General features: G+C 43.5%; 16 protein-coding genes. 6 read left to right on the forward strand and 10 right to left on the reverse strand.

Annotated elements, in window-relative coordinates; genetic code table 11:
- Nucleotides 1–123: 123 nt before the first annotated feature.
- The gene (locus tag ACFSRY_RS11685; protein WP_377507314.1) at nt 124–1038 is read right to left on the reverse strand and encodes a M20/M25/M40 family metallo-hydrolase; all 915 of its coding nucleotides are present in this window, start codon (nt 1036–1038) and stop codon (nt 124–126) included.
- A 112-nt stretch (nt 1039–1150) separates the two neighbouring features.
- Between ACFSRY_RS11685 and ACFSRY_RS11690 the strand changes: the two genes are divergently transcribed.
- Nucleotides 1151–2389 carry a tetratricopeptide repeat protein gene (locus tag ACFSRY_RS11690; RefSeq protein ID WP_377507317.1) on the forward strand — a complete coding sequence of 413 codons (1239 nt, stop codon included), beginning with the start codon at nt 1151–1153 and terminating at the stop codon, nt 2387–2389.
- On the opposite strand, the gene ACFSRY_RS11695 is transcribed toward ACFSRY_RS11690, so the two are convergent.
- The 3 genes from ACFSRY_RS11695 to ACFSRY_RS11705 are packed head-to-tail and all read right to left on the reverse strand — an operon-like array spanning nt 2386 to nt 5865.
- Complete coding sequence (locus ACFSRY_RS11695) at nt 2386–3450, reverse strand: glycosyltransferase family 4 protein (protein WP_377507320.1); 1065 nt, start codon at nt 3448–3450, stop codon at nt 2386–2388. The two genes, ACFSRY_RS11690 and ACFSRY_RS11695, sit on opposite strands and share 4 nt — an antisense overlap.
- Nucleotides 3447–4667, reverse strand: coding sequence for a glycosyltransferase (locus tag ACFSRY_RS11700; protein WP_377507322.1), 1221 nt, complete (start codon nt 4665–4667; stop codon nt 3447–3449). The genes ACFSRY_RS11695 and ACFSRY_RS11700 overlap by 4 nt, the downstream gene beginning before the upstream one ends.
- A 1-nt stretch (nt 4668) precedes the next feature.
- A complete protein-coding gene (locus ACFSRY_RS11705) occupies nt 4669–5865 on the reverse strand; it encodes a glycosyltransferase family 4 protein (RefSeq protein WP_377507325.1) in 1197 nt (398 codons plus the stop codon).
- Between the two features lie 55 nt (nt 5866–5920).
- On the opposite strand from ACFSRY_RS11705, the gene ACFSRY_RS11710 reads away from it, so the two are divergent.
- Nucleotides 5921–7165 (forward strand): polysialyltransferase family glycosyltransferase, encoded by a 1245-nt coding sequence (locus tag ACFSRY_RS11710; RefSeq protein WP_377507328.1) that lies wholly within the window; start codon nt 5921–5923, stop codon nt 7163–7165.
- Nucleotides 7166–7202: 37 nt separating this feature from the next.
- Here the strand turns inward: ACFSRY_RS11710 and ACFSRY_RS11715 are convergent, their stop codons facing one another.
- From ACFSRY_RS11715 to asnB, 3 genes are all read right to left on the reverse strand, one after another.
- Entirely contained in the window at nt 7203–8165 is a 963-nt protein-coding gene (locus tag ACFSRY_RS11715; protein ID WP_377507331.1) for a UDP-glucuronic acid decarboxylase family protein, read from the reverse strand.
- A gap of 2 nt (nt 8166–8167) precedes the next feature.
- Complete coding sequence (locus ACFSRY_RS11720; RefSeq protein WP_377507334.1) at nt 8168–9520, reverse strand: UDP-glucose dehydrogenase family protein; 1353 nt, start codon at nt 9518–9520, stop codon at nt 8168–8170.
- Nucleotides 9521–9598: 78 nt separating this feature from the next.
- Nucleotides 9599–11503, reverse strand: a complete 1905-nt coding sequence (asnB, locus tag ACFSRY_RS11725; protein WP_377507338.1) for an asparagine synthase (glutamine-hydrolyzing) — start codon at nt 11501–11503, stop codon at nt 9599–9601.
- Between the two features lie 154 nt (nt 11504–11657).
- Here asnB and ACFSRY_RS11730 point away from each other — a divergent pair, with 154 nt between their 5' ends.
- Together ACFSRY_RS11730 and ACFSRY_RS11735 are read left to right on the forward strand one after the other, a co-directional pair.
- Nucleotides 11658–12554, forward strand: coding sequence for an alpha/beta fold hydrolase (locus ACFSRY_RS11730; protein WP_377507342.1), 897 nt, complete (start codon nt 11658–11660; stop codon nt 12552–12554).
- A gap of 26 nt (nt 12555–12580) precedes the next feature.
- Nucleotides 12581–12844: a hypothetical protein gene (locus ACFSRY_RS11735; protein ID WP_377507345.1), complete on the forward strand. Its 264-nt coding sequence runs from the start codon at nt 12581–12583 to the stop codon at nt 12842–12844.
- Nucleotides 12845–12912: 68 nt separating this feature from the next.
- On the opposite strand, the gene ACFSRY_RS11740 is transcribed toward ACFSRY_RS11735, so the two are convergent.
- Complete coding sequence (locus ACFSRY_RS11740; RefSeq protein ID WP_377507348.1) at nt 12913–14316, reverse strand: FAD-binding oxidoreductase; 1404 nt, start codon at nt 14314–14316, stop codon at nt 12913–12915.
- A 75-nt stretch (nt 14317–14391) separates the two neighbouring features.
- Between ACFSRY_RS11740 and ACFSRY_RS11745 the strand changes: the two genes are divergently transcribed.
- Together ACFSRY_RS11745 and ACFSRY_RS11750 are read left to right on the forward strand one after the other, a co-directional pair.
- The gene (locus tag ACFSRY_RS11745; RefSeq protein ID WP_377507351.1) at nt 14392–15045 is read left to right on the forward strand and encodes a C40 family peptidase; all 654 of its coding nucleotides are present in this window, start codon (nt 14392–14394) and stop codon (nt 15043–15045) included.
- Between the two features lie 99 nt (nt 15046–15144).
- The gene (locus ACFSRY_RS11750) at nt 15145–18264 is read left to right on the forward strand and encodes a TonB-dependent receptor (protein ID WP_377507354.1); all 3120 of its coding nucleotides are present in this window, start codon (nt 15145–15147) and stop codon (nt 18262–18264) included.
- A gap of 69 nt (nt 18265–18333) precedes the next feature.
- Here the strand turns inward: ACFSRY_RS11750 and ACFSRY_RS11755 are convergent, their stop codons facing one another.
- Together ACFSRY_RS11755 and ACFSRY_RS11760 are read right to left on the reverse strand one after the other, a co-directional pair.
- Complete coding sequence (locus ACFSRY_RS11755; RefSeq protein ID WP_377507357.1) at nt 18334–19497, reverse strand: hypothetical protein; 1164 nt, start codon at nt 19495–19497, stop codon at nt 18334–18336.
- A gap of 22 nt (nt 19498–19519) precedes the next feature.
- Entirely contained in the window at nt 19520–22090 is a 2571-nt protein-coding gene (locus ACFSRY_RS11760; RefSeq protein ID WP_377507360.1) for a TonB-dependent receptor, read from the reverse strand.
- Nucleotides 22091–22156: the final 66 nt, after the last annotated feature.

The raw sequence follows: 22156 nt of genomic DNA on the forward strand, positions 1-22156 counted from the left end.
GTTGAAGGTTTGCCTGTGTAAACACCTCCAATACCCCTTCCTGTACCGTTTTCAGCCTTACCGAGCAAAAGAAAGGCTGGCCCTTTTCAGAACCAGCCTTGAAACTTTAAACTTTATTTGTTGCTAGAGTTTTTCCATCAGCACCCGATACAGATCAACCATGCTCTGGATATCCTTTTTGTGCACAATCTCATCAGGAGTATGCACATTATCTTCCGGAGCACCTACAAAACACCAGTCCCAGGGATAAGCGCTTCGCTGTAGTTCCTTCGCATCACTTCCTCCTGCTCCTTCTACCTCTATCTGGTAAGGTATACCAGACTCCTTTGCAATAGATAATATCTTCTCTACGTAGGAGCGCCTTGGAATCAGGCTATCCCGCATAGATACCACAACTCCTTTCCCTGCATGCACTCCCTCTGTTACCCAGGTAATATCAGACACAATGGCCTGCTTTACACCATAGTTTTCATAGATATACTTGCAAAGATAAGCCACCGAACCACCTCCGTGCTCTTCCCAGCAACTAAAAGCAATTATACCGTTCTCCAGCGTCTCGGCCACTTTTAAGGCGCTCCATACTCCCAGGCGGTTATCCATGTAGCAACTTTGAACCGTTTCTTCTGTTTCCCGGAAATCACATTTAAAAACCAGTTCAGTGCCTCGATCTATTTCACGCTCAAAATCATACAGCAACTCACCTTCCTCCTCATCATACTTAAGCGTGCATTCTATCTTCCCCTTCGCATCCTCTCCTACCAGCTTAAATCCTTTCTCAGCCACAGGACCTCCAATCTTTACCAGTTGTTTGCCATACCGCACTGTAAAACCAATGGAGTCCATGTGTGCAAAAATGGCCGCTCGTGGCTCTCCGAATACCAGCAAAATACAATCCTGAAAACCTTCACCGGATAATACGACTGGTTGCGTTTTCCACTGAACTTTATGCTCTTCTATATAGTTTAGCAGAAACTCAGAAAGGTTTTTCTCATTTCCTGAAGGGGCATGTATTTTGCAGAGTTGTTCTAGTAGTCTCATAGGTTATTTTCCATTTATGGAATTCAAATTTAATATAATTGTTGTACTTTTATTACCTACGGACATCCCTGAGGGCGACACGGCAAACAGACACTGAAATTTTATTTTCTTCATGAAGAAGCTATTATTCACCATCTTCACACTTAGCATATCAGCCTTAGCAGTAGCACAAGCTCCCACTGACACTACTGCTATGCGCCAGGTTACCATTGAGTCTATCGAGGTTTTACCTGAGGCGGTGAAAGTAAGAGGTATGTTGCTGCTAAATAAAGAAGTGCAGTATGAACTGGAGGGTGCTGTGGACAACATGTACAACTTCAAATATGAGCGTGCTGAAAAGCAGTTCAAGTCTTTGCGCCGCCGTTACCCGGAACATCCTCTGCCACACTTCCTGATGGGGCTGAGCCAGTGGTGGAAGATCGTACCCACCAATATTCAGACAACAAAATACGACAACCTCTTCTTTGCTTACATGGACACCACCATTCAAAAGGCAGAGAAAATGTATGAGCAGGACGATAAAAATGTTGAGGCGGCTTTCTTTCTGGCCGCAGCCTACGGTTTTACCGGAAGACTTCATTCTGAACGAAGCAACTGGCGCAAAGCTACTGTAGCCAGTAAGCGCTCTTTAGAATATATGGAGCGCGCCAAGGCTGGAAATGGCCTTAGCCCTGAGTTCCTGTTTGGGGAAGCTCTTTTCAACTACTACGCCGTCTGGATTCATGAGAATTATTCCATGCTGCGCCCTGTACTTATGTTCTTCCCTGACGGTGACAAGCGTTTAGGTTTGAAACAGCTCCGCTATGTAGCGAATACAGGTTTTTATACAGGCACTGAGTCCAAGTTCTTCCTCATGAAGATCTATGCCAATGAGGAAGGCAATATGAACGAAGCGCTAAGGATATCGCAGGACCTGGCACTTAAGTACCCGGACAATGCTTATTTTCAACGCTATTATGCCAGATTATTATTTGTGCAGGGACATTTTACCAGAGCAGAACGTATATCAGAGGATATTTTAAGCAAGTTATATCAACAAATGCCTGGATATGAAGCGGTAAGCGGCCGTTATGCATCTTATATTTTGGCTTACATACATCAGAACAAGTATCATGATCTCGAGAAGGCGAAGAAATATTATCAGGATGCCATTATGTACGCTGAAATCAGCAACGAACGTGATTCTGGTTACTTTATCAATTCATATCTGAACCTGGCCCGCATAGCAAACCAGCAGAAAGATAAGGCTGTGGCTAAGCGCTACTACAATATAGTTTTACAGGCTAGTGAAAAGAAGTCTGCAAGCTATAAGGAGGCAAAGAAATACCTGAAGGAAAACAGGAGAAGCTAAGAAAACAAGGAAACAAAAGTCTGCTCGTACGCCTGCAGCGCATATCTTTCTTCAACCTGGGCACGCCCAGCTTCACCTTGTTTGGCTCTCAAGTCAGGGTCAGTTAAAAGCCGTTCAAGGCTCTCATACCATTCCTGCTCCGTGGTGCAAGTGTAGCCTGTCTCACCGTTTAGCACAGCTTCTGTATTGGCACCCACTGCCGATACGATAGCCGGAATACCCAAAGCCATATATTGTATTGCTTTAAAAGCACACTTACCTCTTGCCCACTCTGTGTCTGGTAATGGCATTACTCCTATACTAAACCTTAATAACCCATCTACTTCAGTCTCCTGATTCCAGGGAACGAATACCATAGAGTCTATTCTCAGTTCCGGACTTCTATCGGCAATAACTATAAAATCAAAGTCGTGTTTCTTTTCCAGTCTTTGTAATGCAGGCTCAATCAATTTCAGATATGGCAAAGTGGAGTGCGAGCCTATCCAACCTACTGTTATTCGTTCTACTTGCTGATTCTTTAGTTTATTGTATTTATTAATCAGATCCACAGCACTCGGTAACAACACAACCTGCTGATTAAACTGCTGTGCATACTCCTTCAGGAAATTGTTACCAACGCTCACTTTGTAGCTCCACCTGCAGATTTTCTCTGTTTTATGTTGCCATTTATATCTTGTTACACTTTTATTTTCATCGGAGGTGTTATTAAGCCAAATAGCATCATCAAAATCATAAATCAGTTTCTTTCGGAACACTTTAGCCGCAATCCACTCAAACCATGGCGGACCTACAGGTGTGGCTTCCCTATGAATAAAGACATAGTTGTAAGATGGCAACTGTAATAAAAGCAACGCTCTCCTCAAAAAACCATCAAAAACTCCAGTAGCCTTTCGCAAGAAATGTCCTTTTTTATAAAGTACAGTCCAGGTAGAAGCATCCCAGAAAGGGGCTACTTTATACTTTATTCCTCTTTTCTGCAGGAACGGGAGAAACTGCTCAACCCTGTATCGTTGAGAAGCTGCTTTGCCTAAAGGAAACGGCACAACAAAAAGCACTTTCACCTTTGTCCCCCCTGCTCTTTTCCAAAGAAGTAGTCAAACGCCTCCTGCATTTTGTTTTCTGATCTATATTTCTCAGCCAGTTTACATATCTGTTTTCGGTGGTTAGGTTCTTTCACTACCCTTATTACTTTAGCTATTGCCTTCTCCACACTTTTATCTTCCTCTAAATTAAATAATGCCCCTCCCCCTTCTCCCTTGATGATTTCACTGTCATCACCCACTCCTTCAGTTAAAAGTACAGGTAAGCCATTTGCCCAGTACTCTCCTACTTTTACCGGAGACAGGTACTTCTTTGAAGGGGATGCTCTGTAAGTGGCAAAGGCAAAATCTGAGGCAGAAAGGTAAGCAGGCACTTCATGATGGAGCACAGAAGTCACATAGACTTTACTGCTATCAATATTGTTCTCTCGCAGCAGCTGCAGGATTTCTTCCTTTGGCTGTGGGGAGAGTATAATTAGCCGGAAGTCATCTATTACGTCAAAGCATTTTTGGTAGATACAGAATGCCTCCTCCCTGTAATACATATCCCCATACTTTCCGGCATATATACCTACGATAGCATTTTGAAGGTGCAGCCTGTCTCTTACTTTTGCTCTTAAAGCAGGATTAAAAGCAAATTCCTGTAATCGGACAGGGCTTGGCACTACCTTCACCTTATGAGCCGGAACACCTTTCTGAAGCAGACTCTGCCGGTAAGTTTCTGCTACAGGAATTAGTCCGGACGCATGTAGTATTTGCTTTCTTTCCCAATATTTTTGAAAGAGATACTTCAAGCCTCTTTTATTCCACACTCCTGACTCTAACATGTAATCAGCATGTGGCTCAAAAGAACTTACATAGAAAGGTAGCCTATTCGTCTTCCAGACTTTATAGGCTAGTGCCCCTGCCGGTGCACCATGCGCAAATAACAGATTTGCCTTATGCTGTTGCACCAGGTGGCTTATCTCTCTCGGAAATTGCATAAAGTCGCTAATCTTAGTAGCCAGCACAGCTCCCCTGCTGACGGAGTAAAGAGGAACATGCTTGATTTTTAATAAGGCAGTCAGGTTATTATTTGCACCTGGCGGCACTGAATTTCGCTCTATGGTGCAGAACGTGACTTGCTCTACTTCTTCAGCAGCCTGCATAATTCTTAACCAAGGAATTATGGTGGAAACAGTTAACCCCTCCTCGACACCCCAATAGCCTATAAAGACAATTCGCAGTTTATCCATCATGTCAGGTATTATCTATCAAAGAAACCACCTCCTGCATGTGTTTCTCAAAACTAAACTTACCATGTAATAGTCTGGCAATTTCTTCCTTATCTAATATAGCTTTTCCACGCTGATGATAAATGAGGTTTATCTGTTTTAGACAATCATCATCATCAGATGTTTTAAAAGTAAACCCGGTTATTCCATCTTCTACTATCTCTTTTAAGCCCCCAGCATCAGAACACAAAACAATTCTACCGCAGATAAGCGCTTCTAACACAACTAGTCCGAAACCTTCACGCAAAGAGGGAACAGCAACTAAATCAGCATCATATATAAACCGCTTTATAGCAATGTTACTTATATAGCCGGTTACTGACACATAATCTTCTATATTAAGAATCTTAATTTCTCTAGTTGCTTCTTCACATAAACTACCTCCGCCAGCCAGAATTAGCTTAATTTCTGAGGGTTTTAAACTATTTCGCCTTAAAAACTCTTTAAAAACACCTAAGAACCAAAGCTGTCCCTTTACCTCCTCAATTCTACCCGGAATAACAATAGTATAAGGAAGAGTACTTTGGGAATGAGGCTTTTCTAAAGAATCAACATGTTGCTCAGCTTCTATAAAAGGTATTGCATTGAAGATAACACGATAATTCTTCAAGCTAACTAAGTTCTGCTGAACATCTTCTTTTGCTGCTTTCGAGACAAAAATATGCCCATCATCAAATCGCTTAGCTAGATGTCGATTAACAACATTTATTAGCTTTCGCCTCCATGTTGTCAAAGGAAACTCAGCATATTGCGTTATATGGAAGTACTGCCAAAGCTTAATCTTATCCTCTTCGCTAAAGCTTAGCAACTTCACCAGCCTCATTACAAAATGAGCATAAGGAGTATGAGCAAACACAACAGCAGGCTTCCATTCTTTTAGTAACTTGCTAATTTGCAAGGCAACAGATGGAGAGCCTTTTAACGCCTTGACAGATAAATAAGCATCAGGTTGTTCTAGTTGAATGACATTCTCCTGATCCAGTTTAGGAGCGAGTTCAAAAATAACGTTATCGTTAACTGTAGTTAAAGCTATAAGCTTAACAGTATATCCTCTTTCTATGAGCGCATCAATTTGCAAAAGCACCTGTTTAGAGATACCTTCATATGCTATTGCAGGTACAACATAAACAACAAGCTTTTTTTGGACAGTAACTTCTTTCAAGTCAGATTAGCAGGAATAATTTACGAAATATAGTTATTAATCTACTTACAAACAGATGTACAGGAAGCCCAAGATCATATTTGTAGGGGACTACGGTAGAGAAGACTATGTTTGTTTGTTGAAAGCAGCAAAGGATTACTGTGACTTCATTTTCTTATTTTATACTACACCCAACGAAGAAGAAAATACTTTTTACCAGTCTTTTGGTAAAGCAATTTACTGGGAGAACTATGACAGTGCACAGCAGTTAATAGAAAAGGTTTCTCCTGACAAAGTAGTGTTTCTTTACATTGAATCATATAACCATATTGTTCTAAACCTGGCCTGTAAAGCTGCTTCTACACCTACTTATCTACTGGAGCATGGATTAAGAGCGGACTATATTTTCGGCTTTGATCCGGAAATAAGTCCTGGTAAAGAGCAAAGCTTGAAAAGAAGGATAAGGTATTATTATCAGCTGGCGCGCGACTTCAAGAGTCGTATTCGGTCCCGACAATTCTTGAATAACAGCCTTGCACTTCTATCTGCAGATGATAGGGCTTTCACAAAAGACTTTATAGAAGTTAGAGGCCGCCACAACTACCTGGGTACCTTTAGAGCAATTAAGTCAGAAAAGAGATTTGCAGATTATTACATTGGTTTTAGCACAAAAATTTATGAAGCATATAAAGGTCATGAGGCTGCATACTTCGGTGGTCAGGTAAAGCTTATCGGCATACCTTATTTTGATCGTTTAGCCAACTTGCCTTCCGCTTCTGTTACTAAAAGTGTGCTTCTGATAGACCAACCTCTTGCAGAGCAGGGACTATTGCAGTGGAATGAAGAACACAAGAAAGCGTTTGCAGCTGGGTTGTCTGGTATTTGTAAAAAGCATGGGTATACGCTGTACATAAAGCCCCACCCCAAGCAAGACATTAAAATCTGGCAAAAGCTTAAACAAGAACAGAATTGTCGAATAATTGATGATGCAGAGCTTGCTGAACTTGCTCCTTCTATTCCGGTAGTAATAGGATTTTATTCGACTTACCTAATGCCTTTTGCTGCTTTTCCTCATACTACTGTGCTTACCTACGAAAATCATCCTGCTGGTGAATATTTAGTTTCTAAGCCATTGGTTGATGCTGGTGTGGCAAATGCATTTTTTGATTTAAAAGAGCTGGACAGACTTTTGCCTAACATAGAAGAGCTGCACCAGAAACAGCTTCCTCAGAAAGTCATTTTTACAAAAGAATGGATGTTTGAATTTGATGGCAAAGCAGGAGAAAGGCTTCGCGACATCTTATTAGGTAAGAAACCATAAACAAGAGAGGCTGCAAATGCAGCCTCTCTTGTTTTACTTAAGCTTCCTGCTCAGCAGGAATAACTATTTTTTCTTTAAAGTACTCAAGGGTTCTCTTCAATCCCTCCGCACGTTCAACCTGCGGCTCCCATCCAAGGATGTCCTTGGCTTTGGTGATATCCGGCTGGCGCTGTTGCGGGTCGTCTTTCGGCAGTGGCTGATAGTCCACCTTTAGCTCCGCACCCGTCAGTTTGCAGATTTCCTCCGCAAACTCTTTGATGGTGATCTCAGAAGGGTTACCAACGTTCACCGGCATGTGATAATCACTCAGAAGCAGGCGGTAAATACCTTCAATCAGGTCATCCACATAGCAGAAAGAGCGTGTCTGGCTTCCATCGCCGAAGATACTGAGCGGCTCCCCTCTTAGTGCCTGGCTTAGGAAAGCAGGCAACACACGGCCGTCATCCAGACGCATTCGCGGACCGTAGGTGTTAAAGATACGCACAATGCGCGTCTCCAAACCATGGTGCATGTGGTAAGCCATAGTCATCGCCTCCTGAAATCGCTTGGCTTCATCGTAACAGCCTCTCGGCCCCACCGGGTTCACATTGCCCCAATAGTCCTCCTGCTGCGGGTGCACCAACGGATCGCCGTATACCTCCGAAGTGGAAGCGATAAGCATCCGTGCGTTTTTGGCTTTTGCGAGCCCAAGAAGGTTATGCGTTCCAAGGGAGCCAACCTTCAGGGTCTGTATCGGAATCTTCAGGTAATCGATCGGGCTTGCCGGAGAGGCAAAGTGAAGTATGTAATCAAGTTTGCCGGGCACGTGCACGAACTTAGACACGTCGTGATGGTAGAACTCAAAGTCCTCCAGTTTGAACAGGTGCTCAATATTCTCCAGGTTACCAGTAATCAGGTTATCCATGGCAATCACATGGTAGCCTTCTTTGATAAATCTATCGCATAAGTGGGAACCAAGAAACCCGGCTCCACCGGTTATCAGTACTCTTTTCTTTGACATTGTTATACTACCTCCTTTTCCTGCTGAACTTGTTGTTTTATACCAATACCGTAGTAGGTAAAGCCCTTCTCGCGCATATCAGCGGCATCGTAGATGTTTCTTCCGTCAAACACTACCTTGTCCTTCATCAGCTTGCTTACTACGTTGAAGTTAGGGGAGCGGAACTCCGGCCACTCCGTCACCAGCAACAGCGCGTCCGCATCGATCAGCGCCTCGTATTCATCCTTGCCGTACTCGATGGTGTCACCCAGCGTGTGCTTGGCCTCTTTCATGGCCACCGGATCATAGGCTCTCACTTTGGCCCCTCTGGCCAGCAGCTTCTCGATGATCACCAGGGAAGGCGCCTCGCGCATGTCGTCGGTCTTCGGCTTGAAGGAAAGGCCCCACACGGCAAAAGTCTTGCCGGTCAGGTCACCGTTGAAGTGCTTTTCTATTTTATTGTAAAGTACCGACTTCTGGCTCTCATTTACCTGCTCCACCGACTTGAGCACCTTCATCTCATAGCCGTTGTCCGCAGCTGTCTTGATCAGGGCCTTCACGTCTTTCGGGAAGCACGAGCCACCGTAGCCAATACCCGGGTAAATAAACTTATTTCCGATACGCGCGTCTGAGCCGATGCCCTTGCGCACCATGTTCACGTCGGCGCCCATGATCTCGCAAAGGTTAGCGATGTCGTTCATGAAGCTGATCTTGGTGGCCAGCATAGAGTTGGCAGCGTATTTGGTCATCTCGGCAGAAGGGATATCCATGAAGATAAGCGGGTGCCCGTTCATCAGGAATGGCTTGTAAAGCTTCTTCATAACCTTCTCGGCTTTCTCAGAGGCCACGCCTACTACAATGCGGTCTGGCTTCAGGAAGTCCTCAATGGCAGCTCCCTCTTTTAGGAACTCCGGGTTAGAGGCCACATCAAAGGGAACGTCTACGCCTCTTGCCTCCAGCTCCTCTTCTATCGCCTGGCGTACCTTCTGGGCCGTACCTACCGGCACTGTGCTCTTGGTCACCACCACCATGTAGTCGTTCATGTTGCGTCCTATCTCACGGGCCACCGCCAAGACGTACTTCAGGTCAGCCGAGCCATCCTCACCCGGAGGCGTTCCCACTGCAATGAAGGCAGCCTCGCAACCGCAGCTCTGGATCACCGATGGCAAGTCATTTGAGAAGGTCAGACGCTCTTTCTGCGCGTTCCGCGCAACCATCTCGTCCAGGCCCGGCTCATAAATAGGCAGGATACCCTTCTTCAGGTTCTCTATCTTCTTCTCGTCGATGTCAATGCATGTAACATCGATGCCCACCTCGGCAAAGCAGGTTCCTGTCACCAGGCCCACATATCCAGTACCAACTACAGCTATTCTCATAGGTAAAACATTAGTGTAAGACTACAAATTTATCTTTTTATTTAGTTACTCTTTAACTTAAACAGTAAAAATTTGATGTTAGGTCATATGCCTTTTCCACCAATACTGAAATATTATCAAACTCCATACTGTTGTGTAAGCAGCTGCACTGTTACCGCTAAGTATGCTTTTACGTATCTTTTGTACCTGATGCACATCAAATATTCCTTGTTCCTTAACAAAATCATCTGCCAAAAGCTCACTCAGAAGTTCACTCCCTTCAGAGATTAAAAATGACCTTAACGGCACCTCAAAACCTTGCTTTTGCCTCTTTTGTAATTCAACAGGTAAAACATCTTTAAAGGTATCCAGCAAAATACGTTTTCGCTTTGCCCCGTCTATCTTAGAAGAAGAAGGCAGGGAGAAGGCAAACTTAACCAACCGATGATCCAGAAAAGGGCTCCGCACCTCCAGCCCGTTTGACATCCCCATTAAATCAATTTTTGGAAGCATATCGTTTGCCAGAACAAGATTCCAGTCGGCACAAAGTACGCTATTCAGATCATATGGTTTTTTGTCGAGGCAATCCAGCAAGCGGCTCTTACGGGCAATGTATAATCTACTGGCAGCTGCGCTCCGGTTTTCAGGATTAAGTAGCATTAGTGCTTCGTCTTCCTTTTGCCATGTAGCCCAGAACCAATAGCGATTATGTGGTGCCAAGCCAGCCCCTTCAGCGAAACGCTGTAGTTGTCTTACCTTATTTGATGTAAAAGAGTTTCTCGATTTTGGCAGAACATCCCATAAAAACTTCATTCTTTTTATAGCAGAGGCTCCTGTATTCTCTGTTATCACCTTATACTCAGCCAAATGCTTATTATAACCTGCAAATAGTTCATCAGCTCCATCACCAGACAGAACAGCTTTTAGTTTTTGCCCTACCTGCTTGCTTAAACTATAGACTGCCAGAGCCGATGAATCTGCAAAAGGTTCACTCATACTATCAAGCATTCCATACAGCCCGTCATAGAGGTCATTGCTAGTTAAAAGCACCTCTGTATGACTGGTGTTATACTTCCTGGCCACCAGCTGTGCATATTTTGTTTCGTCAAAATAAGGGTGCCCCGGAAATCCGACTGAAAAAGTCTGCAGCTTATCTACCTGCTGTGCTGCCAGCGCCACAACAATTGATGAGTCAATTCCACCACTCAGAAAAGCTCCAACCGGCACATCTGCTGTTAACCGATCACTTACAGCCTGTTCGAGTAGTTGATAAAGCTTTGCTTGTTGCTGTTTATAAGGAAGACGATTGTGCGCCGCCTTATCCGGATCAAAAGGAAGTCGATACCACATACTGCTGTGGACCTTGCCATCCTTTACAAACAATGAATGCCCGGGCAACAGCTTCTTAACTCCTTTCAGCATACTTGCAGGAGCTGGCACATAGGTAAGCTGCAGGTATTGATACAGGGAGGTGTAATCCAGTTCACGTGGAACACCTAGCTCCAGGAGGGCCGCCAGCTCGGAGCCAAATAAAAACTTATCTCCATCTTTGTAATAAAGCAGGGGCTTTTCACCAAACCTGTCACGGGCCAGAAAAAGGCTTTTATCGCGTGAGTCGTATATAGCTAAGGCAAAGAACCCGCGCAGCTTTTTAAGGAAGTCCTGCCCTTCCCGCTTATAAAGCTGAAGTACCACCTCTGTATCAGAGGCTGTCCTGAACTCAACTCCCTTAGCCTGCAGATCTGTTCTAAGCTTCTGGTAATTAAAGATCTCCCCATTCAGCACTACTGTGAAGCGACCCTGACTATCAGTGAAAGGCTGATCTGCATCAGCTGTTGGGGCTATGACTGATAACCTTTTGTGGGCAATTCCTACCTGGTCCTGCACAAACATACCGGATGCATCTGCCCCCCGGTGCTGCAAAGCATCTGAGGCCATTTGCAGCCGCTCCAATGCTACTGCTCCAGCTTCCGTAAAGGCAAATGCTCCGGTTAATCCACACATAATTATTGGTAAAGTTAAGCTTTCTGTTTTACTGTTCGCATAAAGCAATTACGCCGCCCCTAAATTTTATTAGCAGACTAACCTTATTTTAAAGGATTTAAACAACCTCCCTGTCCTATCAAAGTATATCTTAATCAGACACACCCTGATCGCTATGAAACCAGAATGGTTGGATACAAAGGAGTATCCTTTTAAATCGCACTACCTACAGTTAGAAGCTGGTAAAATGCATTACGTTGATGAGGGCCAAGGGGCTCCGATAGTAATGATACATGGCACCCCTGCCTGGTCTTTCCTGTACCGTAACCTGATAAAGATCCTCAGGAAGAAATACCGCTGCATTGCCTTAGACCTGATTGGGTTTGGTCTTTCTGACAAGCCGGATGACTTTAGCTATAAACCTCGTGCCCATGCAGCCAACTTTGAGCAGCTGATGGATCATCTTCAATTGAAAGACATTACCTTACTGGTGCATGACTTTGGCACACCTATTGGCCTTGCATACGCTATCAAACATCCTGAAAATGTGCAGCGGATAGTTATGATTAACTCCTGGACCTGGTCCCTGTCAAAGCATCAGTCTTTTAGCAAAACGAGCAAATATCTTGTAGGACCTTTGGGTAAGTTTTTACATTCAAAGCTCAACGTTTCTGCCCGTACGTTGGTAAATGAGTTGTTTGGGAATGAGGACAAGTTGCCTGAGCCAATAAAGCAGCATTATATAAAAGCCTTGGGGAACCCTGACCAACATGTAAAGAAGTTAGCCTGTGCCCGCGAATTAGTTGGGGTTAGCAAGTGGTATGAAGAGCTTTGGCAGCAGCGAAAAAAGATACAGGATATACCCACTCTTATACTTTGGGGAGAGCGTGACAAGCTAATAAAAATAGAAGCACTACAACGCTGGAAGAAGTTCTTTCATGAATGCTATGTAATCCATTTTGAAGAAGGAGGCCATTTTTTACAGGAAGACAGTGCTGAAGAGGTGGCTAACTACGTGAGCAACTTTGTAAAGGAAGAACAAAAAAAGCACCATCTAATACCTGATCATTAACCTTTAATATATACACCTTAAACATTATGAAAACAGAAAAAGCCCATAAAGAGGCAATTTTACGAGCGCATCAAACCACAGAAGAAGCAAACCAGGCCCAGGAAGAGCTTTTACACTTTAATGAAAAGTCAAAACCGTCTGCAGACAGTACGCAACTGCACGAATCACCTGCAAACCTGATGCAATCCTGGCATAACCTTCGGAACCTTGACCAGGACCTGGCAGAAAACAAGTACAGTGATTTAGCAGATGACATCAATAAAGCTGATAAAAAAGGAAACCGTACATGAGCACACATTTAGAAAGAGTCATATCAAAAGCAGAGCAGGCGCAGTAATTATACATGCGCCTGTTCTGTTTAAAATATTTTGCCCGGGTTAAGAATGCCATGTGGATCAAAAGTATCCTTAATGCCCCGCATCAAACGCAGTTGCACCTCATTTAAAGCAATTCCAATGTATGACTTCTGCACCAGACCGATTCCGTGCTCTCCTGAAATTGTACCGCCCAGCGCAACACAAAGCTTAAAAATTTCCTTTATCCCCTCCGGCAGCTTGTGTTTCCAGTCCTCATCGCTCATTTCTCCCTTTACAATATTAATGTGCAGATTCCCATCACCGGCATGCCCGTAGCATACTGATTTGAAGTTATACTTTCTACCTATCTCCTTAACACCTTTTAGCAGCACTGGTAGTTCGGCACGCGGAACTACTGTATCTTCTTCTTTATAGATAGAGTTACTTTTAACTGCATGACCTACATTCCGGCGCAAGTGCCACAGATCAGCTTTCTGCTTTTCGGTGTCCGCCACCAGGATGTCGCCTACATCAAATTTTTCCAGCACCTCATATACCTCCTCTGCATCCTGGTACAACAAGTCCATATCTTTCCCATCAAGCTCTATTAACAGGTGGGCCCTGATGTCTTCCGGCAAACTCAGATTAAGATTCAGGAACTTGTTCGTCCATTCAATAGCATCACGTTCCATAAACTCCAAAGCCGAAGGCACAATACCTGCCATGAAAATTTGCGAAACAGCAGCACAGGCCTCCTCCTCTTTCCGGAAAGGCACTAGCATTACCAGTGTCTGGGGTGGGTAAGGGATGAGCTTGAATACAATTTTGGTGATCACGCCTAAAGTGCCTTCGCTGCCTATCATCAACTGAGTAAGATTATACCCGGTGGCATTCTTAAGAACATTTGCACCAGTCCATGTTATTTCACCGGTTGGCAGAACCACCTCCATGTTGAGCACATAGTCTTTAGTAACACCATATTTAACTGCCCTGGGTCCCCCGCTCGACTCACTCAGGTTGCCACCCAAAAAACAGCTACCCCGGCTTGAAGGGTCCGGGGGATAAAATAAACCGCGGGCTATTACCGCCTCCTGAAAAACCTGTGTAATAACTCCTGGCTCTACAGTGGCTTGCAGGTTACGCTCATCAATATTCAGAATGCTGTTTAGCCGCTCCGTAGACAAAACTACTCCCTTATGCACAGCCAGTGCCCCACCACTTAAACCAGTACCTGCACCGCGAGGGGTAACAGGTATGTAATTTTCGTGGCAATATTTTAAAATACTGCTTATCTCTTTGGCGTTAGCAGGTTTAAGAACCAGTTCCGGCTCATAACGCAGATCTTCCGTCTCGTCGTGCGTGTAGCGCAGCATCTCGTCGGCAGCTGCAGGTAGTAGCACATACCCTGAGCCAACAATGGCAGAAAGCGCTTCTATAGCCTGAGGTGATATTGAGTTAAATTTCATTTTTTAAAAGAATAGCTAATGTGTAAATTAGCAAGTAGATATATACAAATACCCTTTATTTGCTAAAAATACGCTTTGAGAACACTTTTAACTACCTCCGCCCTATTTATCCTTTTCCTGCTCTTAATGGTTTCCTGCCAAACATCGCAGCCAACCTTCAGCAAACGCGGCGAAGACTATATGTCTGCCAGAGAAATTGCTGAAGCCAAAAGGCAGGAGCGTAAAGCAAGACGATTAGCCCGCAGAAACGGTGACAAGGAAAGCTCCATTGCCCACAGGAATAAGAGAATTCCCCGTGACCTTGACAAGCAAGTGGAGATAGTTGTAAAAGCTGCCCGCTCCTACACAGGCACCCCATATAAGTGGGGAGGTACAACACGTGCAGGAATGGACTGCTCCGGCTTACTCTGTACTTCTTTCCAAAGCATCGACGTTATCCTTCCACGCACTTCTAACGAGCAAAGCAGATACGGTAGCGAGGTAAAACTAAAGAACATAAAAGAAGGGGATTTGGTTTTTTTCGGAGCAAACAAGAACAGTCGGGAAATAACTCATGTTGGCATGGTAACAGAGGTAGTCAGTGATGATGAGATTCGGTTTATCCATGCATCATCCTCTTTAGGAGTTATTGAGAATAATTTGTTCTCTAATTATTATCAGCGAATTTTTATTAAGGCGGTAAGACCCCAAAACTTTTTAGCCAAGCCCACTTATTCTTTAGCAGAGTAAACTATATCTGTTATTAACATAAACATAACATTAACCTATTATAACATACGTACTTAAAAACTAGTAAAAGCTATTGTCAATCAACTAGTTATAAGTACTATGAAACTTTTTTACACTATTTTACTATTGTGTCTGGCTTTAGTACTACCTGTACAGACGGTACTGGCGCAAGGTACTACAACAGCAGCTCTGATAGGTTCTGTTAGAGATCAATCTGGCACCGGGTTACCTGGTGCTACAGTTATTGCCATACACACGCCGACCAACACACAGTATGTTGCGAACACTAATGCTGAAGGTTTTTACAACATACAGAACATGCGTGTTGGAGGGCCTTATACGGTTTCCACCTCTTATATTGGATATCAGGGACAACGAATAGAGAGTCTGAATCTGGCTTTGGGCCAGGCTGCTCGTGCCGATTTTGTACTGGTAGAAAGTACAAGACAACTCGGTGAGGTAGAAATCATTGGTGAGCAGAACGACATCTTCAACCAGGATAGAACGGGAGCTGCCACTAACGTTTCTCGTGAGCAGCTTGAAACTCTCCCAACACTTAGTCGAAGTCTGCAGGATTTTACCCGTCTTACACCACAAGCTTCTGGCAACTCAATAGCTGGTACAAATAACCGCTTCAATAACATCACCATTGATGGCGCGGTGAATAACGACGTCTTTGGTTTATCAGGAAGCGGAACTCCAGGAGGCCAAGCGGGCACCCAACCTATTTCACTGGATGCTATTCAGGAAATACAGGTAGTGGTGGCGCCATATGATGTGAAACTAGGCAACTTTACCGGAGGTGGTATCAACGCTGTAACCCGATCTGGCACAAACACCTTTTCAGGATCAGTATATGGATTTGGGCGCAACGAAGATATTATAGGAAAAGCTGTCGTAGGACCTAGAGTAAGGGCAGATGAATTTGAAAACTATCAGTATGGCATCAGAATAGGTGGCCCTATAAAAAGAGACAAGCTCTTCTTCTTCGTAAATTACGATGCAACTCGCATAACGGAACCTGTACGGTTCGCCCCCGGTTCTGCAGAGTCCATTATTCCATTAGATGCTGCCCAGGACTTAGCAAACTTTGTCAGGACTACTTATGGATATGACGTTGGATCTTTTGGAGAACTAGACCGGGAAACACAAAGCGATAAACTATTTGCCCGCCTAGACTGGAACATCACAAATAACCACCAGCTTACTTTACGCCACAATTATATAGAGGCATTCGATGACAATATTTCCAGAAGCAACGATTTTCTTCGTTTTGGAAATAATGCATACCGATTCAACAGCGAAACAAACGTTTCTGTACTACAGTTAAATAGCCGAATTTCTAATGAAATATCAAACAATTTGATTGTAGGCTACACGAGCATCCGAGAGAATCGCGACATAAGAGGCGAACTTTTCCCACAAGTTTCGATTCAGGATCCAATAGGTGAGTTTGAATTCGGATCCCAACGCTCATCAACTGCCAACGAACTGGATCAGGACATCTTCGAATTCACCGATAACTTTACCTACATACTAGGAAGGAACAACTTCACGATTGGTACACATAATGAATTCTTCAGCTTCCGAAATCTGTTTATTAACAACCTGAATGGCCGATGGGATTTCCGTAGCTTAGAAGACTTTTTTAATGATAATCCTAACCGCGCTCGTGCAACCTTCTCCTTAACAGACGACCCACGGCCTGCTGCTGAATTTGATGCCATGCAACTTGGCTTCTATGTGCAGGATGAGTATACTGCTTCTGAGAGACTAAGATTAACTCTAGGTTTACGCCTGGACATTCCGGTATTTCCTGACAAGCCCGCTGAAAACCAGAAGCTGGAAAACGACTTCCAGAATATTCGTCCGGGCCTAGAAACAGACCGTGCTCCTAGTGGTCAGTTGCTGTGGGCACCACGTTTTGGTTTCAATTTTACTCCAACAGATGAACGCTCTTTTCAGATAAGAGGTGGTACAGGTATCTTCACAGGCCGTGTGCCTTTCGTGTGGCTTTCTAACCAGTTCATAAATACGGGTACAATATTAGGTACTGTTGATGTCAGAAATCCCGATTCTTTTGTACCAGATGTTACTGAGCAACGAACAGTAGGCCCACCTCAGCAAACAGTGGAGGTAAACGTAATTGATGATGACTTTAAACTGCCACAGGTATGGCGAAGCAATCTTGCAATTGACTACACGTTGCCTTATGAAGTATTCCTGACCTTGGAAGGTATCTATTCGAAAACCGTAAATGATGTTTTTTACCAGGATCTTAATTTAGTTGAGCCGACTGGCACTCTGCCTGGACCTGATAACAGGGAGCTATTCCCAAGGGATCGCCGCATTAATGAAGATTATACGAACGTAATACTGCTGAGCAACACCAGCAAAGGGTACCGCTATAACCTGACAGGTCAACTGCGTAAAGACTTCGTTGGTGGCTTACAAACCTCTGTTGCCTATACTTATGGCAAGTCTAAAGATGTGAACAGTGGTACGAGCTCTACTGCTTTATCAAACTTTGAGTTTAACCAGATTGTTAATAACCCTAATGTTCCGGCACTGTCTTTTTCAAGATTTGATATTCGCCATAGGATCATTGCAACCAGTGGATATACGTTCAGATTCGGGGAAAACTTTGCAACAGGTATTTCCTTGTTCTATCAGGGTCAGTCAGGTTTGCCGTTTACGTACCTTTACAGTGGGGACCTGAACCGCGACGGAAACTTTGGCAACGACCTTATTTATGTACCTCGCAATCAAGGTGATATCAACCTGATACCAGTTACTAATAGAGCAGGTGAAGTTTTATTTACCGTAGATGAGCAGTGGAGAGCACTAGATGCATTTATTGCTTCAGACGATTACCTAAATGACCGTCGTGGGCAGTATGCTGAACGTAATGGTGCCCGTATGCCATGGACACATCAGTTTGATGTGCGCTTGTTACAGGACTTTTACATCTTTACCGGCGACACCAAACACACTTTCCAAATCACTTTTGATGTGTTTAATGTAGGTAATTTGATCAACAAGGACTGGGGCAGACAATACTTCGTCAGGAACAGTGCTAATGAAGTCGTCCGCTTCGCGGGTTTCAACGCCGCCGGGGAACCGACCTTTACATTCAACCCTAATACACAAGCTTATAACATTGCCCCGTTTGACTCCAGATGGCAAGGGCAACTGGGCCTGAGGTATATGTTTAACTAATTAGTTTTAAATGCTATAAAAAAAAGCCTCTCGGTTCTTCCGAGAGGCTTTTTCTATAAAAAGTTTTACTTATTCACCTTCCTTAGGAACTTCATAGTTTCCGTTAGCTCTGCGGATTAAGTTAACCTCTACTAAGCCCGTTGGATAAGCGTCATAAGTAACTGTGAACTTTTGGCCTTCAGGAGCATTAGGGAATTTGTTCTTTAGCAATTCACTCATGGCAAATAAAATATCTTCGTTTGTCCAGGAGAAGGTGTTAAAGTTACCATACTTTGCTAAGTTAGCTCTGTTACCTGCTGTACTGATATTAGCCTGACCTGCAATCCAAGCGTAATCAGCAGGAACAAGGCTGTATGTAATGCTTCTATCAGCAACCCACTTAGAATCTTTCTTCTGGAAACGTAAAACAGGATGTACTATCAAATCATCCTCCACCGGAACCCATTTCGTACCATTATAAGTCATGGCCATTACCTGCTGCACTGTGGATTTGCCGTTGTAGTAAGCATAACTTACATATTTAACATCACCTACTTTGTGTCCAACAATGCTATTGCTCAGAAAGATATTGAAGTGGTCTGCCAGGAAATCGTCATCTGAAGTTGTGAAGTTATTAAAGCGGTTACGCCCTACAGTTACATAATCTTCATTTGAAACATGGTAGGTATCCAGCCACTCCCCATTTGTGAAATAATAAGAGTCTGTTACCGTAGATGATCTTGGTTCAGCACTACCATTATACCAGGTATAAGTAAGAACTGCCAACGTACCCTCTACAGCATTCGGATATTTTGCATTCAGGAAAGTAGTTACTTGTGACTCTCTGTCGAAATTTGAGAACCTGGCTCCACCAAGTGCATAGTCAGACGAAATCAAATCATACTTCTCTACTTTATTTATCTCATTGTCACCAAACTTAAAAGTAAGCAGGTTGTAAGAAATGGCAGCTTTTGTTTTGTTACCTACCTGTGGATAGTTTTTATCCAGAATTGCAGGAATTAGCTCACTTGCCTGATCCTCACTTGTAAAATAGTGGCCAGTGGCTACATAAGCCGGAACAGTTTGCTTGCCTTTGTAGAACTCATAATCCTTATCAGTAAGCGCTGTTCTAATATCAGCAACATACTCATTGGATATTTTAGAATCAAGTTCTTCGTATACATCCTCCATAGGATCGCAGGCTGTAAAACACAACGCTGCGAAAGAGGCTACTACATATATGTATTTTTTCATTTTGATACTATTATCTGCTTGATTAGAAGTTGATTTTCAGGCCAGTTGTCCAGGTTCTGCCTATACCAAAGTAAACTGAGGTACCGATTGCATCGCCATTTACATCGTCATCAAACCTGTCATCGCCATTACGTGCATCAGAAATATATTCTGTGTCAAGAACGTTGTTAACGTTTGCATAAACAGAAGCTCTTAAACCTGCTACTTCAAAGTTAAATACAGCGTTCAGATCTAATAGCGAGTATGATGGAACCTGCCAAACTTTAGTACCTGGAGTTAATAAAGTAGTTGGCTCAAAATCAGCATAGTAATTAGTGTAGTAGTTATAGTCAAGGCCGATTTTAAGATCTTCAACCACTTTATAACTCATACCTAGTGCTGCTGTAGTCTGAGCGGCATCTCCTACTTTAACACCTTTCATGTAGATAGGACCAAAAGTTTCAGACTCGGTTCTGTCTTCGTTAAATACTGTTATCTCATCTAGGTTATTAGTCCATGTCCAATCACCGATAGAGGCCATACCTCTTATATTCAGCTTAGTAGTTGGCTGGTAAGTGAAATCTACTTCAACACCCTGGTGTAAAGCGTCTACGCCAAGCAAGTTAGCAAAGAACACATCTCCACTTTGAGTAAAAATAGGCTCAGTAAAAGATCTGTCTTTCCAAGAAGTACGGTACAAGTTGATATTACCATTTAATGTAGCGCTTCTGTAGCCGTAACCTAATTCGTAGCTAAGGATTTTTTCCTTTTCTGCTTCTTCATTAATGATGTTCTTGTTATCCTGGAAAACCGCGTTGAAGAATGGTGCTTTCTCAAAATAACCTAAGTTGGCAAACACATTGTGATTTTCTGTAAGGTTATAGTTAGCACCACCTTTTGCCTGGTACCCGAAGAAATTAACAAAATCTGTTTCCTGGTTACCTTCCTCGTACTGGAAGTAGTCGATTCGCTTGTAAGAAGTGTTTGAAGCTGCAAGTGACACAAAAGCTGATAATGTACCGTTAGTGTACTCACCCTGCAGGAAGCCTCCTTCCCAAAGCACAATGCCATCGTTGTTGTAGTTGATCTTATCACCAACTTGCGCTCTGCGGTTCGGGTTGTTGATATCTGAATTATCTAGCACGTAATCAGCACCTAATAAATCAGTAAGCTCTGTAAAGTGCTCCCCTTTGTAGTAACGTAAATCAAGTCCACCTAAAAGGTTAAAATTAGCATTCAGGCTTTTCTGATAAGTAGAAAGAGCGCCATACCATTTGTGGTCGTTTCTTGATGCTCTCAGATAAGCTCTGGCATCTCCGTCTGTAGACGCTCTGTTGATATCTACAACACGGTCTAAGTCATATGGAGAAAACTTATCTCCTGTTCTGATTGTGTCTAAGTTTAGTGAACGGTCTGTGCCGTAACCACCGCCACCGCCAGTACCAAGTGAGGCATATACAGCAGTTGACAAGAAAGATGATTCATTAATGGTCCAGTAGTGGTTAAGAGAAACCTGTGGCTTATGGTAGAAGTTATCTTCAACGTGTACCACTTCACCATTTTTCACACCCCAGTCAGCATTCCATCTTCTACCTTGTGGTGCTTCTCTGTACTCTTGTATATTCTGTGCATTTTGGCGCTGCCCGTGGCGTTGTGGAGCACCAAAACCTGTAAGGGAAATAGTATGTTTGTCGTTGATCAGCTTCGAAACATTAAAGAAGTAGTTGTAAGCTTCAAACTGTAGTCCCTCTGCCCAGCCATTACCCTCTGTTTTAGATCCGGCAGCTGCAAAAGCCCATCCATCCTCAGTAAGGCCAGTTGCATAAGAGAACCCAACTTTATTATAACCATTGTTACCAATGCCATAAAACAAAGATCCACCTTGTGTTGCATCTGTTGTTTTTGTGATGATGTTGATAGTACCACCGATAGATGGCACGGCTACTTTAGAAGCACCGAGACCTCTTTGAACCTGCATTGATTTTGTAACGTCTGTTAGACCAGCCCAGTTAGACCAGTACACGCGACCATTCTCCATGTCATTAACAGGAACACCGTTAATCATTACGGCTACGTTTTCGCTTTGGAAACCACGCAGGTTTATACGTGAATCTCCAAAACCACCACCTTGTTTTGTTGCATAAACACCTGGTGTAGATTTTAGCAGCTCAGGAAACTCCTGATTTGATGCTTTCTCAACAATAATGTCGCTAGTGATAGTAGACATTGCAACCGGAGTTTCTCTATCAATAGCGTAGCTGTTAGTAGTAATGAGTACCTCATTGATTGAAGTAACATTAGGCGACAAAGTAATTGCACCTAAGTTCTTAGTACCATTTAAACCAGCAACAGACACCTCTTTTTGAATGTATCCGATGTAGTTTACTAAAATAGCCGCTGCATTTGCATCGTCTACTTTCAACGAGAAGGTACCGTCCGCAGCAGCAGGAACAGCTTGATTTGTACCTTTCAGGATTACTGTCGCTCCAGGCAAAGGTTCTTTTGTTGTTGCATCAACAATTTTACCTTTGACAGTCCCTTGCGCGAACAAATCCGCTGGTGCTAAGCTAATACACAGCATCAGCAGGAATAGACTGAGTAAATTGTGCTTCATCTTAAATACTATTAGTGATTGGTTGGTTGATTTAATTCGGGGCGAAGATACAACCTCCTAAGGCTA

The sequence above is a fragment of the Pontibacter locisalis genome (assembly GCF_042684605.1).
Taxonomy (GTDB): domain Bacteria; phylum Bacteroidota; class Bacteroidia; order Cytophagales; family Hymenobacteraceae; genus Pontibacter; species Pontibacter locisalis.